The organism is Variovorax sp. GW821-FHT06D12 (assembly GCF_059419205.1).
Genome location: NZ_JBWKRI010000002.1, coordinates 305,493 through 327,095, shown reverse-complemented (window position 1 = coordinate 327,095; position 21,603 = coordinate 305,493). Strand labels below are relative to the sequence as shown.

General features: G+C 70.3%; 18 protein-coding genes. 14 read left to right on the top strand and 4 right to left on the bottom strand.

Annotation, left to right across the window (positions count from 1 at the left end; translation table 11 throughout):
* Positions 1-173 precede the first annotated feature (173 nt).
* A complete protein-coding gene (locus AC07SQ_RS07965) occupies positions 174-863 on the top strand; it encodes an EAL domain-containing protein (protein WP_062477265.1) in 690 nt (229 codons plus the stop codon).
* A gap of 27 nt (positions 864-890) precedes the next feature.
* On the opposite strand, the gene AC07SQ_RS07960 is transcribed toward AC07SQ_RS07965, so the two are convergent.
* From AC07SQ_RS07960 to AC07SQ_RS07950, 3 genes are all read right to left on the bottom strand, one after another.
* Positions 891-2,789 (bottom strand): GspE/PulE family protein, encoded by a 1,899-nt coding sequence (locus AC07SQ_RS07960; RefSeq protein WP_369629934.1) that lies wholly within the window; start codon positions 2,787-2,789, stop codon positions 891-893.
* 46 nt (positions 2,790-2,835) lie between these two features.
* A complete protein-coding gene (locus AC07SQ_RS07955) occupies positions 2,836-5,559 on the bottom strand; it encodes a sensor domain-containing diguanylate cyclase (RefSeq protein ID WP_495272200.1) in 2,724 nt (907 codons plus the stop codon).
* A gap of 194 nt (positions 5,560-5,753) precedes the next feature.
* The gene (locus AC07SQ_RS07950; RefSeq protein ID WP_493193176.1) at positions 5,754-6,101 is read right to left on the bottom strand and encodes an STN domain-containing protein; all 348 of its coding nucleotides are present in this window, start codon (positions 6,099-6,101) and stop codon (positions 5,754-5,756) included.
* A gap of 313 nt (positions 6,102-6,414) precedes the next feature.
* Between AC07SQ_RS07950 and AC07SQ_RS07945 the strand changes: the two genes are divergently transcribed.
* The 11 genes from AC07SQ_RS07945 (at position 6,415) to AC07SQ_RS07895 (ending at position 19,659) form a co-directional block, all read left to right on the top strand.
* Positions 6,415-6,987: an RNA polymerase sigma factor gene (locus tag AC07SQ_RS07945; RefSeq protein WP_235944170.1), complete on the top strand. Its 573-nt coding sequence runs from the start codon at positions 6,415-6,417 to the stop codon at positions 6,985-6,987.
* Entirely contained in the window at positions 6,984-7,988 is a 1,005-nt protein-coding gene (locus AC07SQ_RS07940) for a FecR family protein (RefSeq protein WP_495272201.1), read from the top strand. The genes AC07SQ_RS07945 and AC07SQ_RS07940 overlap by 4 nt, the downstream gene beginning before the upstream one ends.
* A 71-nt stretch (positions 7,989-8,059) precedes the next feature.
* Entirely contained in the window at positions 8,060-10,555 is a 2,496-nt protein-coding gene (locus tag AC07SQ_RS07935; RefSeq protein WP_495272202.1) for a TonB-dependent receptor, read from the top strand.
* A 1-nt stretch (position 10,556) separates the two neighbouring features.
* A complete protein-coding gene (locus AC07SQ_RS07930; RefSeq protein WP_139702536.1) occupies positions 10,557-11,948 on the top strand; it encodes an MFS transporter in 1,392 nt (463 codons plus the stop codon).
* A 50-nt stretch (positions 11,949-11,998) separates the two neighbouring features.
* Positions 11,999-13,672 (top strand): serine hydrolase domain-containing protein, encoded by a 1,674-nt coding sequence (locus AC07SQ_RS07925; protein ID WP_495272203.1) that lies wholly within the window; start codon positions 11,999-12,001, stop codon positions 13,670-13,672.
* Positions 13,669-16,035, top strand: a complete 2,367-nt coding sequence (locus AC07SQ_RS07920; RefSeq protein ID WP_495272204.1) for an alpha/beta fold hydrolase — start codon at positions 13,669-13,671, stop codon at positions 16,033-16,035. Before AC07SQ_RS07925 ends, AC07SQ_RS07920 begins: the two co-directional genes overlap by 4 nt.
* Positions 16,032-17,195: an alanine racemase gene (locus AC07SQ_RS07915; RefSeq protein ID WP_495272205.1), complete on the top strand. Its 1,164-nt coding sequence runs from the start codon at positions 16,032-16,034 to the stop codon at positions 17,193-17,195. The genes AC07SQ_RS07920 and AC07SQ_RS07915 overlap by 4 nt, the downstream gene beginning before the upstream one ends.
* 29 nt (positions 17,196-17,224) lie before the next feature.
* On the top strand, positions 17,225-18,091 hold the full coding sequence (locus AC07SQ_RS07910; protein ID WP_095746596.1) for a MotA/TolQ/ExbB proton channel family protein: 867 nt from the start codon (positions 17,225-17,227) through the stop codon (positions 18,089-18,091).
* Positions 18,092-18,122: 31 nt separating this feature from the next.
* A complete protein-coding gene (locus AC07SQ_RS07905) occupies positions 18,123-18,551 on the top strand; it encodes an ExbD/TolR family protein (RefSeq protein ID WP_139702541.1) in 429 nt (142 codons plus the stop codon).
* 17 nt (positions 18,552-18,568) lie between these two features.
* Positions 18,569-19,006 carry an ExbD/TolR family protein gene (locus tag AC07SQ_RS07900; protein ID WP_095948762.1) on the top strand — a complete coding sequence of 146 codons (438 nt, stop codon included), beginning with the start codon at positions 18,569-18,571 and terminating at the stop codon, positions 19,004-19,006.
* Positions 19,003-19,659: an energy transducer TonB gene (locus AC07SQ_RS07895; protein ID WP_070062086.1), complete on the top strand. Its 657-nt coding sequence runs from the start codon at positions 19,003-19,005 to the stop codon at positions 19,657-19,659. Before AC07SQ_RS07900 ends, AC07SQ_RS07895 begins: the two co-directional genes overlap by 4 nt.
* A 24-nt stretch (positions 19,660-19,683) precedes the next feature.
* Here the strand turns inward: AC07SQ_RS07895 and AC07SQ_RS07890 are convergent, their stop codons facing one another.
* Positions 19,684-20,151, bottom strand: a complete 468-nt coding sequence (locus tag AC07SQ_RS07890) for a helix-turn-helix transcriptional regulator (RefSeq protein WP_159275496.1) — start codon at positions 20,149-20,151, stop codon at positions 19,684-19,686.
* 144 nt (positions 20,152-20,295) lie between these two features.
* Between AC07SQ_RS07890 and AC07SQ_RS07885 the strand changes: the two genes are divergently transcribed.
* Positions 20,296-21,357 (top strand): class I SAM-dependent methyltransferase, encoded by a 1,062-nt coding sequence (locus AC07SQ_RS07885; RefSeq protein ID WP_062482952.1) that lies wholly within the window; start codon positions 20,296-20,298, stop codon positions 21,355-21,357.
* A 16-nt stretch (positions 21,358-21,373) separates the two neighbouring features.
* Positions 21,374-21,589, top strand: coding sequence for a DUF1059 domain-containing protein (locus AC07SQ_RS07880; RefSeq protein ID WP_070062088.1), 216 nt, complete (start codon positions 21,374-21,376; stop codon positions 21,587-21,589).
* The last annotated feature ends 14 nt before the right edge of the window (positions 21,590-21,603 follow it).

The following is a 21,603-nucleotide window of genomic DNA, read 5'->3' as shown; positions in this document are numbered from 1 at the left end:
CGCGACCTCTTGTCGGAGGGGGGGTGGTGCGTGCGGTGTATAGAACCGTTTACATTTACGCTCTTGGGAGTCGCCATCCAACGCCATTGCAACCTTGCCCGCGAGGTCCATCCAACGTGATCGCCGAAATACATGCTGATGCCGCGCCTGCTGGCCTCGCCTCGGGGTTCACCATGGCGTTCCAGCCCATCGTGGACCTGGGCCGGCACGAGATCTATGCGCACGAGGCGCTGGTGCGCGGCCTGTCGGGCGAAGGCGCCGCCGAGGTGCTCGGGCGCGTCGATCCGGTCGACCGCTTCGCCTTCCACGAAGCCTGCCGCGTCAAGGCCATCGAGATCGCCTCGCGCCTGGGCATGAAGTCGCGCCTGAGCCTCAACGTCATGCCCAACGACGTCGCGGGACAGGCCGAGTGCTTCCGCACCGCCATGGCTGCCGCCAAGCGCTGCAAATTCCCCGTGCGCCAGCTGATGTTCGAGATCACCGAGGGCGAGCGCGTGCGCGACCTGCACGGCCTGGCCGACACCTTCCGCGCCTTCAAGCGCCACGGCTTCACTTCGGCCATCGACGATTTCGGCGCCGCCTACGCGGGCTTCGAGCTGCTGGCCGCGTTCCAGCCCGACGTGGTGAAGATCGACCTGAGCCTGATCCGCGGCATCCATGCCGACCCGGTGCGGCTCACCATCGTGCGCGGCTTCGTCGCCACCTGCGACGAGCTGCGCATCCGCGTGATCGCCGAAGGCGTGGAGGCGCCCGAAGAGGTGCGCGCCTTGCGCGAGATCGGCGTGGAGCTGTTCCAGGGCTACCTGTTCGCGCGGCCGGCCATCGCCACGCTGCCGGCGGTGGCGTGGGACGCCGCCGCCTGAGCCTTCCCTGACCTCGGACGTTGGGGGTCAGACGTTGCTGGTCGCGCGCACTTCCTCGAGCGTGGTCCGGCCGGCCAGCACCTTCTCGATGCCGTCCTGACGCAGCGTGCGCATGCCCTCGCGCATCGCGGCGTCCTGCAGTTCCTCGGCGCGCGCACCGCCCTGCACCAGCCGGCGCAGTTCCCTCGACATCACCATGAGTTCGTGGATGCCCACGCGGCCCCGGAAGCCGGTGTCGTTGCAGTGCTTGCAGCCGGTGCTGGTGTAGGTCTGCAGCTGGCCGTCGCGCCCGTGGCGCTGCACCCACTCGGCGCGCACGGCGTCGCGCGCGGCCGGCGTGTCCTGCGCGCCGAAGGCATGCATGTAGTCGGCCAGCAGCTCCTCGACCGCCTCGCTCGTCGCCGGGCGGCTCTGCACGCACTGCGGGCACAGGCAGCGCACCAGCCGCTGCGCCAGCACGGCCAGCAGCGAGTCGGCGAAGTTGAACGGGTCCATGCCCATGTCGAGCAGGCGCGTCACGGTTTCGGGCGCGCTGTTGGTGTGCAGCGTCGACAGCACGAGGTGGCCGGTGAGCGAGGCCTCGATGGCGGTCCTGGCGGTCTCGGCGTCGCGGATCTCGCCGACCATGATCACGTCGGGATCGGCGCGAACGAAGGCGCGCAGCGCCTTGGCAAAGGTCCAGTCGATGCGCGGGTTGACCTGCACCTGGCGCAGGCCCGGCTGCGTGATCTCGATCGGGTCTTCGGCGGTCCAGATCTTGCGCTCGGGCGTGTTGATGCGCATGAGCGCCGAGTGCAGCGTGGTGGTCTTGCCCGAGCCCGTGGGGCCCACGCACAGCACCATGCCGTAAGGCCGGTCGACCGCCTGCGAAAACTGCGCCAGGTTGCGCTCGGACAGGCCCAGCGCATCGAGCGCGATGGGCTTGGCCGAGGCCAGGATGCGCATCACCACGTCTTCCAGGCCGTTGTTGGTCGGGATGGTGGCCACGCGCAGCTCGATGCGGTGCTGCGGCGAGTACTTCGAGAAGTTGATCTTGCCGTCCTGCGGCTTGCGCTTTTCGCTGATGTCCAGGTCGCACATGATCTTCACGCGCGCGACCACGGCGTTGCGGTAGCTGGGCGGCAGCTCCAGGTAGGTGTAGAGCCGGCCGTCGCGGCGAAAGCGGATGCGCGTCTTTTCCTGCCCCGGGTCGCTCTCGATGTGGATGTCGGAGGCGCCCTCGCGGTGCGCTTCGAGGATCATGCTGTTGATCATGCGCACCAGCGAGTTGTCCGACTGCTCCACGGGCGGCTCGCCGGCGGCGGGCGCGGCGGCCGATTCTTCCTTCTCGAGTGTCTTCAGCAGCGTGCTGGTGCCCGTCATGTCGAACTCGAGCGGACGCATCGGGTCGTTCATGTCGACCACCGGGCGCTCGGCCGCCACCTGGCCGACCTTCTCGTAGGCCTTGTGCAGCACGCCGTCCAGGTCCAGGCACTGGCCCAGCACGGGGAGCACCTTCATCTGCGCGATGAACTCCACCTCGTCGATCACCGCGTGCCGGTTGACCGGGTCGTCGAGCGCCAGCACCAGGCGCCCGCCGTGCAGCATGAGCGGCATCACCTGCAGGCGCCGCGCGGCTTCGTGGCCCACCTTGCGCAGCGCGTCGGCCGCGGCCGGAAACACATGCAGGTTCACCAGCGGGTAGCCCATCTTGCGCACCAGCGCGGTCTGCAGCTGGCCCCGGCTCACGACGCCCATGCGCACCAGCGTCTCGCCCAGCGGCACCGTGGGCTCGCGCTGCTGCTGCTGCAGCGCCGCGTCGAGTTGCGCCTGCGTGACCATGCCCAGCGACATCAGCGCCTGGCCGATGCGCGCGATCGGCATGCGGCTTTGCAGGTCGAGCTCCTGCACGAGCTGTTCGGGCATGACGACTTCGGTGGCTGCCATGGATCGATCTCCTGGTGGTTGTGGGGGCGCGGCGGGTGTGCCGACGCTAACGGTAAAACGCGAAACGGTTGCGGCCCTGCGACTTGGCGGCGTAGAGCGCCGTGTCCGCCCGCGCGAGCAGTTCGCCGGCGCCGACGGTGGCATCGACCGTCTCGACGAACACGATGCCGATGCTGGTCGTGACGTCCAGCCGCCGGCCTTCCACGGGGAACGCCGGCGCCGCGATCTGCGAGACGATCTTGTGCGCCACGCCCGCCACCGCGTCCTGCGAGTGCACGTTCTCCAGCACGATCACGAACTCGTCGCCGGCCAGGCGCACCACGGTGTCGGTCTCGCGCACGCTGGCGCGCAGCCGGCGCGCGTACTCGGCCAGCACGCCGTCGCCGGTGGAATGGCCGAGCGTGTCGTTGATGGCCTTGAAGTGGTCGATGTCCAGGAACATCAGCGCCATGCCGCCTTCGGCGCGGCGCACGCGCGACATCGCCGCGGGCAGCTGCTCGTTGAAGGCCAGCCGGTTCGGCAGGCCGGTCAGCACGTCCATGCGCGCCAGCTCGATGAGCTTGCGCTCGGCCTCCTTCAGCGCCGTGACGTTGAAGGTCATGAGGTAGAAGCCCGCCGTGTGGCCCGCCAGGTCCTTGTCGGGAATCAGGTTCACCTGGAAGTGCGCCTCCCGGTCGTCGATCGGCACCTGCACCGGGTACTGCGTGGCCCTGCCGGCGAGCACCGTGGGCAGGTGGGGCGTGTGCTGCACGTACACCGCCTCGCCCACGGCCGAGCGCAGCGTCACGCCGTCCAGCGGCGCGCGCTCGTCCAGGCCCGCCATGCGCCGCGCGCGGCTGTTGCCGTACAGGCAGTTCTCGTCGCGGTCGAAGTAGGCGACCAGCGCGGGGATGTTGTCGGTCACGTCGCGCAGGCGCTTTTCCTGCTGCGTGAGGGCGCGGCGGATGTTCACTTCGTCGGTGATGTCGAAGGTCATCGCGAACACGCCGTGCACCATGCCTTCGGCGTCCTGGTCGGGGATGTAGTGGGCCTTGAAGGTGCGGTCGCCGATGCCCAGCGCCGCGTCGCCGGCCTTCTCGACGATCACCGTCTCGCCCGCCAACGCGCGCTCCATGTGGGGCCGCACCACCGCGAAATCGGCCGCGCCCCGCACGGCCGGCATCCACTGGCCGACCAGCGGCTGGCCGTGGTGCAGCGTGCGCACCTTGGCATTGACGAAGGTGTAGTACAGCGCGGCGTCGACGTGCGAGACCAGCGCGGGAATGTTGTCGGCGATGGTGCGGATCTGCGCCTCGCTGTGCGCCAGCTCGAGCTCGATGTGCTTGCGCTGCGTGATGTCGAAGGTCATCGCGTAGTAGCCGCACACCCGCCCCTGCGCGTCGAGCTCGGGGATGAAGTCGGTCTGGAAGAAGTGCTCTTCCTCGTCGCGGTGCGCGGCGCCGCGCCGCTCGAAGGACACGGCCTCGCCGGCCAGCACGCGCCGCAGGTTGTGCTCGAGCGTCGGGTCGTCGTGCAGGCCGCTCATGCTCTGCACGGGCTGGCCCACCAGCTCCTCGGCGCTGTAGCCCAGCTCCTCGCACAGCCGCGCATTCACGAAGGTGTAGCGGCCCTGCGCGTCGGCGTGCGAGATCATGGCCGGCAGGTTGTCGGTGATGTCGCGCAGGAACTTCTCGCTGGCCTGGTGCTGCTGCATGAGCCGGTCGAAGGTGCGCGAGAGGTCGCCGATCTCGTCGTCCGGGTAGGTGCGCGCCACGGCCGTTTGCGCGGGCGCCGCGTGGGCGTCGAGCATGTGGCGGTGCAGCCCGGTGAGCGGGCGCAGCTGCTGGCGCACCACGGCCAGCGCGAGCGCGCCGGCCAGCAGCGCCAGCACGATGGCGCCGATCCACGCGGTGCGCTCGATGGCTTCGATGCGGGCAAAGGCCTCGTGGCGCGGGTACATCGAGCCCATGATCCAGTCGGCCTGGCGAATGCGCTTGAAGGCGTACAGGCCGGGCACGCCCGCATGGTTCACGCCTTCGATGGTGCCTTCGAAGCCGCCGATCGCGCGGTCCAGGTCGGGCGCGTCGTCGGCCATGGCCATGTTGGCCTGCTTGAGCACGCGGTCGGCCAGCGGGTGGTCGATCACGATGCCGTCCGCGGTGGTGATGAACACGTAGCCCGTCTGGCCGAAGCGCACGTCGGCCAGCTCGCCCAGGATGTTGCGGTCCTTCAGGTTGATGGAGCCCGAGATCACGAACAGCACCCGGCCGGCCGCATCGAGCACCGGCTCGGTGATGGCGACCTGCGCCAGGCCGTTGAGCCGGTTGCGGTAAGGCTCGGAGATCACGCCCGTGCGCGCGGCGACCGTGTCCCTGAAGTACGCGCGGTCCTTCACGTTCACCTTGCCGATCTGTCGCGCGCCGTTCAGGTTGGCGACCAGCTCGCCGTCCGTGTCCAGGAAGGCGACGTTGTCGAACGCCGCCCGCAAGGACTGGTGCTTTTCGAGAAAGGCCTGCAGCGGCGCGGCGTTCGTGATGCCGTGCGAGCCCACGCTCTCGGAGATCGTCTTCAGCAGGATGCGCCGGCTGGCGAACTTCTGCTCCACCGCGCTCGCGATGGCCGACAGCCGCGCGAACTCCTCGTTGGCGATCGAGGCCTGCATGCGGCTCTTGACCAGGTGCAGCGCCACCGTGGCGATGATGAAGGTGGTGGCCAGCACGACGGCCGCAACGCCGACGCTGAGGCGCGTGTTCAGGCTGATGCGGCGTTTCGCGGTCGCGAAGAGTTTCATGGGCGTCGTGCAGGCGGTGCAGCGAAGCGGCGGGGACCACCGGCCGGGCCGGCCATGGGGGCACGGCACACACCCTTCGCGCGTTGCGCAGCTAGTGTGTCAGAAAGTGCGAGAAATGCGCGCCATTGCGGTGCATCTCGCGGGGTTCCTGGGGGCCGGAGTGTTGCGCAGGTGCGCGAGGGAAACCAATCGTATTACTCGACGCGCGGCGGCGGCTCCGATCGGGCGGCCGCGGGCGAGCGGGCCGGCGCGATGAGCACCATCGCGCCGTCCTGCCCGCGCCGCACGCGCAGGCGCGTGCCGTCGAGCAGGCGCTCCAGCGCCGCGTCGGCGGCGATCTTTCCCCTGATGCCCCGGGTCGAGAGGTCCTTGACGTCTTCCATCTTGTAGATGAGCTGCACGCCCGACTGCGCGATGTAGGCGTCGAGCGCGGGCCGCAGCTCGCCGCCCTTCACGTCGAACTCCCGCGCGTGGGCGAGGGCCAGCCCCGTCGCCAGCAGGCCGGCGGCGGCCACGAGGGCAAGGCGGGGGCGGGTGAGCAAGAGGGCAAGGAAGGTGGGGGGCTGCCTCCGGATTCGAATCATGTCGGTCTGTTTTCCGCGAATTGGTTTTTCTTCTGCCCCCGGTGAGACGAGTTCGAGCGCACTTTCCGGTAACGGGGCAAGGGGGAAAAGCCCTCGGGCCCAGCCTTCTAGAATTTCCGGGTCCGCCGCCGGGCATGGGAATTCAAGGAAATTTCGCCGGCGGGCCTTCGCGCGTTACCGGAAATCTTCGGGCCGTTCGTCTCACTGTCTGTCGTCAATCCCGGCGACCTGCCGCTTTGTGTGTCGGCCCTTCAATTTCCAGGAGCGCTTCGTGGTTCTCAGTGACTTGGATGCCTGGTTCGTCAGCGAGGTGCTGCCGATGGAAGCCGCGCTCACGCGCTTCCTTCGCCGCAACTGGCGCGACGACGCCGAAGTGCCCGACCTGCGGCAGGACGTCTACGTGCGCATTTACGAGTCCGCCTCCAGATCCATGCCCGACCAGGTCAAGCCTTTCGTTTTTGCCACCGCGCGCAACCTGCTGATCGACCGCGCCCGGCGCGCGCAGATCGTTTCCATCGAGATCATTGCCGACCTCGACGCGCTCGATTTCTCGGCCGACGAGCTCACGCCCGAACGCCACGCCGCCGGCCGCGGCGAGCTGCGGCTGCTGCAGACCGCGCTCGACGCGCTGCCCTCCAAGTGCCGCCGCGTGGTCGAGATGCGCAAGATCGACGGGCTCTCGCAGCGCGAGGTCGCCACGCAACTGGGCATCACCGAGGACACGGTCGAGCGCCAGGTCTCGCGCGGCGTGCGCGCCCTGGCCGACGCCCTGCTGTCGGGCGGCGTGCAGCTGGACACCAAGGCCTTCGGGCGAGCGCAGAACGAGCGGAGGCTCTCGACATGAGCGAAGCCCAGCGCATCGAATCGTTGGCCGCCGACTGGCTGGCCCGCCGCGACAGCGGCGACTGGACCGACACCGACCAGCAGCAGCTGGACGCCTGGATCGCCGCCTCCATCGCCCACCGCGTGGCCTGGCTGCGGCTGTCCAGCGCCTGGGAGCGCGGCGACCGGCTGGGCGCGCTGCGCACGCCGGCGATCCCCATTCCCCTGCCCACACCGGCGCCGGCACCCGCACCGCAGGCCGCACGGCCGGCGCAGCGCCTGTCGCGCTTCTCGCTGCAACGCATCGCCGCCGGCGTGCTCGTGGCCGCCGCCGGCACCGCCTGGCTCGGCTGGCAGTACACGCAGGAAGAGCGCGGCCAGCACTACGCCACGGCCGTGGGCGCGCGCCAGTCGGTGGCGCTGTCCGACGGCTCGAAGCTCACGCTGAACACCGCCACGCAGGTGCGCACGGCCGTGAACGACAGCGGGCGCAAGGTGTGGCTCGATGCGGGCGAGGCCTACTTCGACATCGCGCACGACAAGAACCATCCCTTCGTCGTGATCGCCGGCGACCGCCGCATCACCGTGCTGGGCACGCGCTTTCTCGTGCGGCGCCAGGGCGAGCAGGTGAACGTGACGGTGGAGGAAGGGCGCGTGCAGATCGCCGCGGCCAAGCCCGATGCCCGAAGCGCCGAGCCCACCGTGCTCACGCGCAACCAGGCGGCCGTCACGCATGCCGACAACGTGCTCGTGATGTCCAAGGCGCCCAAGCAGGTCGACGACGAACTCAGCTGGCGCGAAGGCAAGCTCGTGTTCGACCAGACCACGCTGGGCGACGCGGCCGCGCAGTTCAATCGCTACAACCTGCGCAAGCTCGTGATCGCCGACCCGGTCATCGCGCAGGTGCGCATCGGCGGCAGCTTCGATGCGAACAACATGAGCGGCTTCGTGGGGCTTCTCAAGCAGGGCTTCGGTCTTGCCGCGCATGAGAGCGGCAACGAAATCAGAATTTCGAATCCGTAAATTACCGGAATGTGACGGGGCATTCGTCTCAGTGGGTACCCAAACAAATAACCACGCTGGAGACACACACAATGAATCGCACCGCGCCCCGCACCGGCCTGCCGCCCCAGAAGAAGAAGCGAACGTACGGCGCGCTGCGCCCGTGGGTCATCGGCGGCGCGTGGGCGCTGGCCAGCGGCATGGCTGCGCACGCACAGACGCAGGCCCCGCCGCAGGGCTTCGACGTGAGCGGCGGCGATCTCAAGACCGCACTGGACGCCTACATCGCGCAGGGCGGCGTGCAGCTGCTCTACAAGGTCGACGACGTGAAGGGCGTGGCCACGCGCGGCGTGAAGGGCGCGCTGTCGCCACAGGACGCGCTGGCGCGGCTGCTCGAAGGCACGCCGCTGCAGACGCGCCGCGGCGATGACGGCGCCATCGTGATCTACACGGCCGCCGCAGCCAAGCCGCAGGCCGACGAGGCACCGCAGTCGCTCGACAGCGTCACCATCACCGCCACGCGCCGCCGCGAGCCGGTGCGCGAGATCCCGATGCAGGTCAACGTGATGAAGGCGCAGGCGCTGGAGCGCGCGGGCGCCAAGAACCTGGCCGACTACGTGGCCGAGCAGCCGGGCGTGAACCTCACCAGCAGCGGCAGCGTGGGCGGCACGCTCACCATGCGCGGGCTGACCACCGGCCCGGTGCAGGGCATCGCGACCGTGGGCGTGTACGTGGACGACGTGGCCACCGGCATGAGCTCGGCCGGCGCGAGCGGTGGCAACACGCCGCTGGATATGGGCATGCTCGACCTCAGCCACATCGAGGTGCTGCGCGGCCCGCAGGGCACGCTGTACGGCGCCGGCGCCATGAGCGGCGTGCTCAAGTACGTGACCAACCAGCCCGACACCATGGAGTTCGCGGGCTCGGTGAAGCTGGGCACCTCGTGGACGCAGGGCGGCGGCCCCGGCTTCACGACCGGCGCGGTGCTCAACGTGCCGCTCAAGGAAGACGTGGCGGCCGTGCGCTTCGCTGCCTTCACCGACCAGTTCGGCGGCAGCTACGACGCCACGGGCCTGGCGCGCGGGCGCAACATCGACCGCGGCCACACCGACGGCGGCCGGGTCTCGCTGCTGCTGACGCCCACGCGCGAACTCACGGTGCGCCTCACGGGCACCGTGCAGGACGTGCATCGCAAGGGCCTGGGCTTCGAGGACATGGACCAGCGCACGCTGCGCCCCTGGACGCGGGAGCGCACGCGCCAGCTGTCGGCCAACGAGTCGTACAGCAACCTCACGCAGCTGTTCGGGCTGGACGTGGAATACGACTTCGGCTGGGCCCGCCTGAACTCGATCACCTCCGCGCAGGACGTGAAGATCAACAACACCGTCGACGTCACCGGCCGCTACGGGCCGATGCTGAGCGCGCTGCGCCTGCCGGTGGCCTCGGTGCCGGTGAACAGCGCCGTGGAGCAGCACCGCGTCAGCCAGGAGTTCCGCCTGACCTCGCGCTCGGGCACCACCATCGAGTGGCTGGCGGGCCTGTACCTGAACCGCGAACGCGGCAGCAACAACGGCGTCATGGACGCCAACCTGATCGGGGGCCGCAGCCTCGGCCTGCTGACCTCGACGCAGTCCTCGCGCTACCGCGAGGAGGCGGCCTACGGCGACGTCACCTGGAACGTGACGCCCAAGTTCTCGCTCACCGGCGGCGTGCGCCTGGCGCGCAACAACCAGAAGTACGCCAGCCGCCAGACCGGCCAGCTCGTCGGGTCGGTCGCCGCCAGTGCCGCCGGCACCTCGTCGGAAAGCCCGACCACCTACCTGGCCGCGGCCAAGTACACGCTGTCGGACACGAGCACCATGTACTTCCGCGCGGCCAGCGGCTACCGCCCCGGCGGTCCCAACGTGCTCAAGGCCGACACCGACCGCAACGTGGTGCAGCCGATGTACAACTCCGACTCGCTGTGGAGCTACGAGCTGGGCTACAAGGCCGACCTGCTGGACCGCACGCTGTCGCTGGAGGCGGCGCTGTACGACATCGAGTGGACCGGCGTGCAGCAGCCCACGCGCAGCGGCGCCTTTGTGTTCGTCACCAACGCGGGCGCGGCCCGCATCAAGGGCAGCGAGATCACGCTCAACTGGAAGCCCAGCAAGGAATGGCGCTTCACCGCCAATGCCGCGGCCGTCGATGCGCGCCTGACCGAGGATGCCAAGGGCCTGGGCGCCAAGGCCGGCGCGCGCCTGCCGCACACGCCGCGCTTTGCCGCCACGCTGGGCGTGACGCGCAACTTCAGCTTCGCCGACCACCCGGCCTACGTCGGCATCAGCGCGCGCTACACCGGCAAGCGCGATGCGGGCTACCGCGGCAGCACGGCCATTCCGAGCATCAACATGCCGGCCTACACGCTGGTCGACCTGCAGGCGGGCATCGACTTCAAGCGCTTCAGCGTCTCGGCCTACGTGCGCAACCTGACGAACAAGCGCGGCATCGTGTCGATCGAAACCGGACTCAACGCGAACCCGAACCTGGTGACTGCGGCACTCGTGCCGGCGCGCACCATCGGCGTGAACGTCAACGTTCCGTTCTGACATGTCGGGCCTCCCACCGTTCGCGGCACCGATGCCGCTGGATGCGGCCGCCCCTGCGGCCCTGGAAACGACCCGCAAGGCGCCCACCAGCGCCTGGTATGCGCTGGCGGTGCTCATCATCGCGACGGTGCTGGGCTCGATCGACAAGGTCATCCTCACGCTGCTGACGGAGCCGATCCGCCAGACGCTGTCGCTGTCCGACACGCAGCTCGGGCTGCTGCAGGGCGCGGGCATCGTGCTGTTCACCGGCATCGCCACCTTGCCGCTGGGCTGGCTCAGCGACCGCTACGACCGGCGCGTGGTGCTCGCGGCCTGCGTGGTGCTGTGGAGCGCCGCCACCGCCATGCGCGGCACGGCCATGGACTACGGCGTGCTGTTCGTCGCCTCCGTCGGCCTGGGCGTGGGCGAGGCGGGCCTCACGCCCATCACCAACAGCATGATCCCCGACCTGTTCCCGCGGGCGCAGCGGGTGCTGGCGAATGCGGTGTTCGCGCTGTCGGCCATCTTCGGCAGTGCGCTGGGCGCGCTGCTGGGCGGCACCATCGTGCACCTGACGGACGATCTGCGGCCCTGGCTGCCCGTCGCGATGCAGCAGCTCGAAGCCTGGCGCCTGACCTTCTTCGTGCTGGCCAGCGCCGGCATTCCGGTGACGCTGCTGGTGCTGTCGATCCGGCGCACGCCGCGCGGCGGCGCACTGGAAGCCAAAGCAACGCCGGGGGCACCGGCCGCCGACGCGCCGGGCGCCACCACCCTGCGCCAGCACCTGCGCCAGCACTGGCGCACCTTCGCGGGCCTGGTGGTCGGCGTGGGCCTGACCAGCGTGGGCCTGAGCTCGCTGGGCACCTGGCTGCCGATCCTCACGGCGCGCACCTACGGCGTCACGCCGGTGCAGATGGGGCAGGGCATGGGCCTGGCCTTCCTGTGCGGCACGGTGGCCGGCGGCCTGCTGGGCGTGCTGTCGATGCGCTACGTGCAGCCGCGCATGGGGCCGGCCGCGGCGCTGCGCCTGATCATGCTGGGCAACCTCTCGGCGGCGCTGATGTCGACGCTGCTGCTGTTCACGAGTTCGGCCAACCACAACTTCGCGCTGCTGGGCCTGCTGGTGGTGCCGCTCATCGGCAGTGCGGTGCTGCTGCCCAACGTGCTGCAGGACGCGGCGCCGCCGCACCTGCGCGCCCGCACCATCGCCATGCTCACGCTGGCCAGCCTGCCCTTCGGCGTGGTGGGGCCGCTGGTGGTGGGCATGTTGTCGGACGCCCTCAAGTCGATGCCCAACGGGCTGGCGGTGTCCATCGTCGTGACCACGCTGGTCGGCGGCAGCCTGGGCGCCATGGTGCTGCGTGCCGCCGAAGGCCCGTTCGTTCGCCTGATGCGCGAAGCGAAGCCGAACTGAGCCTTCCGCGTCGAGATCCCGCTCCCCCTTTCATCGTTCGTTGTTCCTCCATGTCACAACCACACCCTTCAGCCTCTCTTCCTGACACCGCCTCCGCGCTGGCCGCCATCGACGCGCTGGTGGCGCCCCTGAACCGCAGCGACGCGCCCGGCCTGGTGCTGGCCATCGCGCAGCATGGCCGCCTGCTGTACCGCCGCGCCGTCGGCATGGCCAGCCTGGAAATGGGCGTGGCGCTCAAGCCGACCACGCGCATGCGCATCGCCTCCACCAGCAAGCACTTCACCGCCATGGCCGTGCTGCTGCTGGCCGAAGACGGCCTGCTCGACGTGGAAGACCCGGTGCAGAAATACCTGCCCGAGCTGCCGCAACTGAGCGCCAACGGCCCCACGCTGCGCCACCTGCTCACGCACACCAGCGGCTGGCGCGGCCACGACGAGCTGTGGGCCATCGCGCACGGCCTCACGTTCACGCTGCCCGGCCCGGGCCTGCCGGCCATGGCGCGCCAGAGCGAGCTGAACTTCGAGCCCGGCACGCACATGGTCTACAGCAACGGCGGCTACTTCCTGCTGGCCAAGATCGTCGAGCGCGTGAGCGGCAAGAGCTTCAACGACTTCCTGAAGGCGCGCCTGTTCGACCCACTCGGCATGGCCGACACCTCGTCGGTGGTGACCGACCTCGACGTGGTCCCCGGCATGGCCGGCCTGTACATGCCCGCGCCCGGCGGCGGCTGGCGTCGCGGCCTGTACCCGTGCGAACTCGACGGCGGCGGCTCGCTGGTGTCGACGGCGGACGACATGCTGCGCTGGCTCGCCCACATGCACGGCAGCGAGAAGATCGTGGGCAGCGCGAAGAGCTGGGCGCTGCTGTCGGCGCCCACCACGCTGTCGTCGGGCTCCCAGGTGAACTACGGCTTCGGCCTCGCGCGCCACCCGTACCGCGGCGTCGAGATCGTGCACCATGCGGGCGCCGTGCTCGGCGCGCAGTCGCAGATGATCAGCGTGCCCAGCCACGGGCTGGACATCATCGCCATGGTGAACGGCGCGCCCGTGTCGCCGTCGGCGTTGGCCCTCAAGGTGATCGAGCTGCTGCTGGGCGACGCGCTCGCGCCGCCCGAGGTGCGCCCGCTGGCCAGCGCCTTCCCCGCGCTGCCCGGCCAGCGCTACCACGCCCCCTCCACCGGCGGCCTGCTGGGCTTTGCGGACGTGGCCGGCAAGCTGGCGCTGTCGTGGCAGGCCGGCGAGGCCAGGCCCCTGAACCAGGGCGACGGCAAGCTGTGGCTGGGCCTGCAGGACCTGCCGACGAACGACCTCGTGATCGACACCGTCGACATCGACCCGCAACGCGCACCCGATGCCTTCGTGCTGCATGAAGGCGGCCAGCCGCGCCGCTTCGAGCGCCTGCCCGAGACCGCGCCCGATGCCGCGTCGCTCGCCGACGAACTGTGCGGCGACTACACCAGCCCCGACCTCGACGCCACCGCGCGGATGGTGCTGGTCGACGGCCGGTTGCAGCTCACCGTACAGGGCCGCCACGGCCAGCACGCGTGCGTGCTGACGCCGCTGTCGGCCGACGTGGCCACGCTCGCCTCGGTCGACCCGGTGCTGGCCCAGCTGGGCAAATCGGTTCTCAACGTGGAGCGCAAGGGCGGCCGGGTCGTGGGACTGCTGTTTGCCACGACGCGCTCGCGAAACATCCACCTTGCCCGCCAGGAGCCCCGCGCATGAAGTTCTTCACCACCCTGTTCGCCACCGAAACCAACACCTTCGTCTCGGCCCCCACCGGCCTGGGCAGCTACGAGGAATACGGCATCTTCCGCGGCGACGCCAGCACGCGCGACGCGACCGGCTACGGCCTGTACGCGGTGGAAGTGCGCCGGCAGCTGGCCGCCGAAGGCCATGAAACGGTCGAGAGCCTGCTGGCCTTCGCACAGCCGCTGGGGCGCACCGTGCGCAGCGTGTACGAGCGCCTGCGCGACGAGATCCTGGACGACCTGCGCAAGGCCGGCCCGGTCGACGGCGTGATCCTCGTGCTGCACGGCGCGATGGTGGCCGACGGCTACGACGATTGCGAAGGCGACGTGATCTCGCGCGTGCGCGAGATCGTCGGGCCGAACGTGCCCATCGGCGTCTCGCTCGACCTGCACTGCCACTTCACGCAGAAGATGGTGAACACGGCCGACGCCATCATTTGCTACAAGGAATATCCGCACACCGATGCGTTCGAGCGCCTGACCGAGCTGATCCGCATCGTGGTCGACACCGCGCAGGGCCGCGTGAAGCCCGTGACGGCCGTGCACGACTGCCGCATGGTCGGCAAGTGGCACACCACGCGCGAGCCGATGGCCGGCTTCGTGCGCCGCATGCAGGACGCCGAGAAGCTGCCGGGCGTGCTCTCGGTGTCGCTGGGCCATGGCTTCCCCTGGGCCGACGTGCCCGAGTCGGGCGCCAAGCTGTGGGTGGTGACGGACAACGACCCCGCGCTCGCCGCCAAGCTCGCCGAAGAACTCGGCCGCGGCTTCTGGGACCTGCGCCACGAGACCGGCGTGCCCTCGCTCTCGATCGAGGAAACGCTCGCCAAGGCCATGGCCGTGCAGGGCGGCCCCGTCGTCATCGCCGACACCGCCGACAACCCCGGCGGCGGCGCCACCAGCGACAGCACCTTCATGCTGCGCGCCGTGGTCGAGCGCGGCATCGGCGACGTGGCCTTCGGCGGCGTGTGGGACCTGGGCGCGGTGCAGCTGTGCCGCGACGCGGGCGTGGGCGCGAGCTTCGAGCTGCGCCTGGGCGGCAAGTGCGGCCCAGCCTCGGGCGACCCGATCGACCTGCACGTGACCGTGATGAACGTGGTGGAGGCGCACTCGCAGGGCGGCCTCTCGGGCGTGCGCACGCCCATGGGCCCGTGCGTGTGGGTGCAGGCGGCCGACGGCGTGGACATCGTGCTCATCAGCAAGCGCAACCAGGTCATCGGCGCCGACCTCTTCACGGGCCTGGGCATCGACCTGGCGGCCAAGAAGCTGGTCATCGTGAAGTCGGCGCAGCACTTCCACGCGGAGTTCGGGCCCCTGGCCAAGTCGGTGCTGTACGTGTCGACGCCGGCCTCGCTGAGCACCGACTTCGCCAACCTGCCGTACCGCGTGCGCGACCTGGACTACTGGCCGCGCGTGGAGCAACCCGGTCGCCCGCACCACATGGCCGCGCCCGGCGAGCTCTACACCATCGACGGCCGCGCCATGCACCTGCAGCGCAGCGGCCCCGTGCCGGCCAGCGCCGCACAGCCCACGCTCGTCATCGAAGCCGGCGGCGGCTGCGCCTCGCCGACCTACGCGCGCCTGCAGCAGGCGCTGGCGGCCAAGCACCCGGTGATCAGCTACGACCGCGCCGGCATGGGCTGGAGCGAAGCCGACGACGCGCCCTTCGACGGCGAGCGCACCGCGCACCGCCTGCATGCGCTGCTCGCAGCCGCCGGCGTGACGGGCCCGATCGTGCTCGTCGGCCATTCGCTCGGCGGCCTGCTGAACCGGGTCTACGCGGGCCTGTACCCGCAACAGGTCGCGGGCGTGGTGATGCTCGACGCCAGCCACCCCGACCAGTTCGCGATGTACGAGCACCCGCCCGAATCGCAGTTCGCGGCCGAGCGCGTCAAGCGCGCGGACTTCCAGGCCGGCGGCCCGCCGCCGGCGGAGCAGGCGCCCATCGAGGCCCTGTTCGCCGACATGCCGCAGGTGCTGCGCCAGATGAAGGCGACCTACACGCCCGAAGCGCTCGACACCATGGTGGCCGAGGTGCGCGGCCTGCCGCACGTCGCGCGCCAGGCGGCCGCGTCGCCCGACTTCGGTGCGCGTCCGCTGGCCGTGCTGTGGGCCAGGCAGCAGCCGCTGCCGGCCGGCGCCGACCCGGCCATTGCCGCGGTGCAGCAGCGCTGGCCCGAGTTCCAGGAAGCGCATGCGGCGCTGTCGACGCAACGCCGCCTGGCCTGCATCGAAGGCGCCGCGCACATGACGCTGGTGCTGCTGCCGCCGCTCGTGCAGCGCGTGGCCGAGGAAATCGACGGCGTGATGGCGCAGATCGCGTCCGGAACCGGCCGATGACGCCCCTGGCCGAACTCACCACGCCCGCGCTGCTGCTCGACGTCGGCGTGCTCGAACGCAACTGCGAAGCGATGGCGCAGCGCGCGGCGCGCCACGGCGTGGCGCTGCGACCGCACCTGAAGACCGCCAAGTCGGCCGAAGTGGCGCGGCGCGCCACGCGCGGGCAGGCCGGCGGGCTCACGGTGTCGACCGTGGCCGAGGCCGCCTACTTCGCGCGCCACGGCTTCACCGACCTGACCTACGCCGTGGGCATCGACGCGAACAAGATCGAGGCGCTGCACGACATCCAGCGCACGCATGGCGCGCGCGTGACGCTGCTGGCCGATTCGGTCGAGGCCGTGCAGGCGGCCGGTGCCCGCGCGCGGGCGCTGGGCGCGAGCTTTCGCGTGCTGCTGGAGATCGACACGGGCGGCGGCCGCGGCGGCGTCGGTCCGCGCGACGACGGCCTGCTGTCGCTCGCGCGCGAGGTGCAGCGCAGCGAATCGCTGGCGCTGGCCGGCGTGCTCACGCATGCGGGCCACAGCTACCACGTGCAGGGCGGCACGGCGATCCGCGCCATCGCCGAGGCCGAGCGCGCCGGCGCCGTGCATGCGGCCGAGCGGCTGCGCGCGGTCGGCATTCCGGTCGAGGTGGTGAGCGTGGGCTCCACGCCCACGGCCGTGTGCGCGCAGTCGCTCGAGGGCGTCACCGAGATGCGCCCCGGCGTCTACACCTTCTTCGACCTGGACCAGGCGGCGCGCGGCATCTGCGGCGTGGACGAGATCGCGCTGTCGGTGCTGGCCACGGTGATCGGCCACAACCCGCGCTCGCGCCGCGTGCTGATCGACGCCGGCGCGCTCGCGCTGTCGAAGGACCAGTCGGCGGCCGAGTTCCGCGCCGGCCTGGGCTTCGGGCTGGTGTGCCAGGCCGACGGCACGGTGCCGCTGCCCGGCCTGTGCGTGGCCGAGCTGCACCAGGAGCACGGGCTGATCGCCTGTGAAGGCGATGACGACGCACAGGCCATGTTCCGCGCGCTGCCCCTGGGTGCCCGCGTGCGCGTGCTGCCGCACCACGCCTGCATGACGGCCGCGCCCTACGACCGCTACCACGTGGTGGACGGCGCGGGCAGCGGCGTGCAGGCGGTCTGGGACAAGGCGCACGGCTGGCAGGCCGGCGCCTGAAGCAATCTATTTTTCTGGAGAAGACAACGATGACGAAGACATTCCTTGCACGGCTGACGGCCGTGGCCGCGCCCTTTGTTCTGGCCCTCGGCCTGGGCAGCGCGCCGCAACTCGCAGGCGCCCAGACGCCGGCCGCACCGCAGGCCGCGGCCAGTGCTGCTGCCGCCACGCCGGCGCCCGTGGCGGTGCCCGAAAAGCCCGCCGCCCCGGTTGCTGCGCCGGCCGCCACCGCCAAGGTCGACAACCCCTACGGCGTGGGCGCGCTCTGGTCGCAGAGCGACGCCGTCGCCAAGGCCGTGCTCGCCATCCTGGCGATCATGTCGATGGGCAGCTGGTACGTGATCGTCACCAAGCTGCTCGAGCAGATGCGCATGGGCCGCCAGGCGCGCGCGGTCGACAACGAGTTCTGGAACGCGGGCACCGTGCAGGCCGGCACCGCGCGGCTGGCCGAGGGCAGCCCTTTCCGCTTCATCGCCGACGCCGGCATGCAGGCCACGCAGAAGCACGACGGCCTGCGCGGCAAGGTCGACTTCGCCGACTTCGTCGACCTGTGCATCCACCGCGCCACCGAGCGCGTGCAGCGGCGCCTGGGCAACGGCATGTCGCTGCTGGCCACCGTGGGTTCGACCGCACCCTTCGTCGGCCTGTTCGGCACCGTCTGGGGCATCTACCACGCGCTCACCGCCATCGGCGTGGCGGGGCAGGCCTCGATCGACAAGGTGGCGGGCCCGGTGGGCGAGGCGCTCATCATGACCGCCATCGGCCTGGCCGTGGCCGTGCCCGCGGTGCTGGGCTACAACTGGCTCCTGCGCCGCAACATCACCGTGATGGACGACGTGCGCGAGTTCAGCGGCGAGCTGCACTCCGTGATCCTGGCCGGCAGCGCCGCGGCCTGACGCGCGCCCACGCACGCAAGCGGATCGCGCCATGGCGATGAACATCCCGGCCTCCGGGGGAGACGAGGAACAGGCCATCGCGGCCATCAACACCACGCCGCTGGTCGACGTGATGCTGGTGCTGCTGATCATCTTCCTCATCACCATCCCGGTGGTCAATTACTCGGTGCCCGTCGCGGTGCCGAAGGAGCGCAACGAGGTGCGCGAGAGCAAGCCCGAGACCGTCGTGATCTCGGTGGACGCCGCCGGCCGCACCTACTGGTACGACACGCCGGTGCAGGGCACGCCCGCGCTGGTGGCGCGGCTCACCAAGGTGGCGGCCCTGAACCCGCAGCCCGAGGTGCACATCCGCGGCGACTGGCATTCCGACTACGAGCCGGTGGGCCGGATCATCTACGCCTGCCAGGCGGCCGGGATCGCCAAGGTGGGCTTCATCACCGAGCCGCCCGCGCGCAACTGAGACGAGACAAGCAAGCCATGCCAAGAAAACAGAAGCAGGGGCGGCGCAGCAGCACGCCTTCCGACGAGCCGATGATGGACATCAACACCACGCCGCTCATCGACGTGATGCTGGTGCTGCTGATCATGCTGATCATCACCATCCCGATCCAGCTGCATTCGGTGAACCTGAACATGCCCACGGGCAACCCGCCGCCCAGCGAGCTCAAGCCCGAGGTGCTGCGCATCGACATCGACGCGCTCAGCGTCGTGCAGTGGAACGGCGAACCGCTGGCCGACCGCAGCGAGATGGAACGGCGCTTCGAGCAGGTCGCCGCGCAGGCGGTGCAGCCCGAGGTGCACCTGCGGCCCGACCGCCGCGCGAAGTACGAGGTGGTGGCCGGCGTGATGGCCTCGGCGCAGCGCACGGGCGTGAGCAAGCTGGGCATCGTGGGCGCGGAGCAGTTCATCCCATGAAGCGCTCCCGCAAGGACTTCAACCCGAAATCGCGCTTCGGCCCCGTGGGCATCGCCGTGATGGTGCTGTTCCACGTCGGCGTGGGCTATGCGCTCGTGTCGGGGCTGGCGCGCCAGACGGTCGAGCTGATCAAGAAGCCGATGGATGCGACCATCATCAGCGAGATCAAGCCGCCGCCCCCACCACCACCGCCGCCCCCGCCGCCGAAGAAGATCGTGCGCCAGGAAACGCCCAAGGCCCCGCCGCCGCCGCGCCCGGCCTACGTGCCGCCGCCGGCCGTGACACCGCCGGCCACGTCGGCGCCCGCGATCACCGCCGTGCAGAACACCGAGCCCGTGCCGCCGCCGCCGGCCGCACCGCCGGCGCCCCCCGCGCCGCCGGCCCCGCCGAAGGCAACCACCACCGACATCGCGGTGGCCTGCCCGCGGCAGGTCAAGCCCGAGATGCCGCGCAAGGCGATGGACGAAGGCATCGGCGGCGTGGTCAAGGCCGAGGTGCGCATCAAGGGTGGCCATGTGCAGGAGGTGCGCTTCCTGTCGGGGCCGCGCGTGTACCACTCGGCCGTGCGCGCCGCGGTGATGCGCTACGAATGCCAGACCACGGGCGATGCCGAGGTGCTGGCGACGCAGGAGTTCGTCTTCCGCATCGAATAGGGGGAAGGAGCCGGTCTCTCTTCTTCAGACAGATCGGCCCATGGCGAGCGCGCGCATCACGGCGGCCGTGCGCGTCTCCACGCCCAGCTTCACGTAGACATGCTCCAGGTGCTTGTGCACGGTGCGGGGGCTGATCGTCAGCAGGGCGGCGATCTCGGCGTCGGTCTTGCCCTGCGAGAGCCAGTGCATGACATCGCCCTCGCGCGGCGTGAGGCCGGCAGGCTGTGCATCCGGCAACGGCGTCGGGGCGCGGCAGGCCAGCCGGTACAGGAAGGCCACCGCCATCGCATGCTCCAGCCCCACGCGCCGGCAGTAGTCGGCCTGCTGGGCGGCGCGGCGCAATTCGCGCCGGCCCGGCGCCTTGGCGATGCGGCGGGTGGTGCGCGTGGGATGCGCGTCGGCGCTGCGATGCCGCACGGGCACATGGCCGGACTCCAGTTTGTCCAGCAGGCGAAGTGCGCTCGCCCAATCGTTGCGCGACAGGTGCGTCATGGCATGCCCTTTCACGGTGCATACGCATTGCTGCGTATGGCGCCCGCACGCATCGAGAGACAGGATGCTCGCAGGCCCTTTGCCTCGAATTCAGTATAGGCAGGCAGCGGGCGCGCCAGTCGCTTGTCGACGAAGGGGATACACATGGCCATCGACGAAACACGGCTTAACGCGTTCATGGGTAACTTCGTCCACGACATCGGGGCCGTGATGCATGCGGCCACCATCGTCGTGGGCGACCAGCTCGGCCTGTACAAGGCGCTGGCCGAAGGCCCCGCCACCGCGGAGCAACTGGCCCGCCGCACCGAGACGGACCCGCGCTACCTGCGCGAATGGCTCTCGGCCCAGGCTGCCAGCGGCTACGTCGAGTACGACCCCAAAGGCGAGCTGTTCTCGCTGACCGAGGAACAGGCCTTCGCCCTGGCCGAGGAAGGCAGCCCGGCCTTCGTGCCCGGCGCGTTCCAGATCGCCGTGGCGCAGTTCAAGATCATTCCCAAGATGGTCCAGGCCATGCGCACGGGCCTGGGCATCGGCTGGCACGAGCACGACGTGGCCCTGTTCCACGGCACCGAGCGCTTCTTCCGGCCCGGCTACGCGGCCAACCTGGTGAGCCAGTGGATTCCGGCGCTCGAAGGCATCGAGCCTTTGCTGAAAAGCGGCGCGCGCGTGGCGGACGTGGGCTGCGGGCACGGTGCCTCGACGCTGCTGATGGCACAGGCTTATCCCCAATCCAGCTTCGTCGGCTTCGACTACCACGCACCGTCGATCGAGCGTGCGCGCGAAACCGCGCGCAAGGCCGGCGTCGACGATGAAAAACGCCTGCGCTTCGAGGTCGCGAGCGCCAAGGATTTCCCCGGCGAAGACTACGACCTGGTCGCCGTCTTCGACTGCCTGCACGACATGGGCGACCCGGTCGGTGCGGCGGCGCACGTGCGGCGCACCCTCAAGCCGCAAGGCACGTGGATGATCGTCGAGCCCTTTGCCAACGACCGGCTGGAGGACAACATCAACCCGGTGGGGCGCGTGTTCTATTCGGCCTCCAGCTTCATCTGCACGCCGGCCTCGCGTTCGCAGGAAGTGGGCCTGTGCCTGGGGGCGCAGGCCGGCGAAGCGCGCCTGCGCGACGTCGTCTCGCAGGGCGGCTTCTCGCACTTCCGCCGCGCCAGCGAGACGCCTTTCAACCTGATCTTCGAAGCACGTCCGTAAGGACAAAGGAGGCGCCATGTCCCGCCAATACATCGACTGCCGCGAGTATCCGAGCACGATGAACTGCAGTGTCGCGCTCTGCGCCGATTCCGAAGGCGAACTGCTCGATGCCGCCGTCCAGCACGCCGTGGCCGTGCACGGCCACACCGACACGCCCGAACTGCGCAAGCAGCTGGCGAGCATGTTCAAGGCCGGCACGCCGCCGGTGGAGCTCGCGAAGACGCCCGCTTGACTGGCGGACTGACG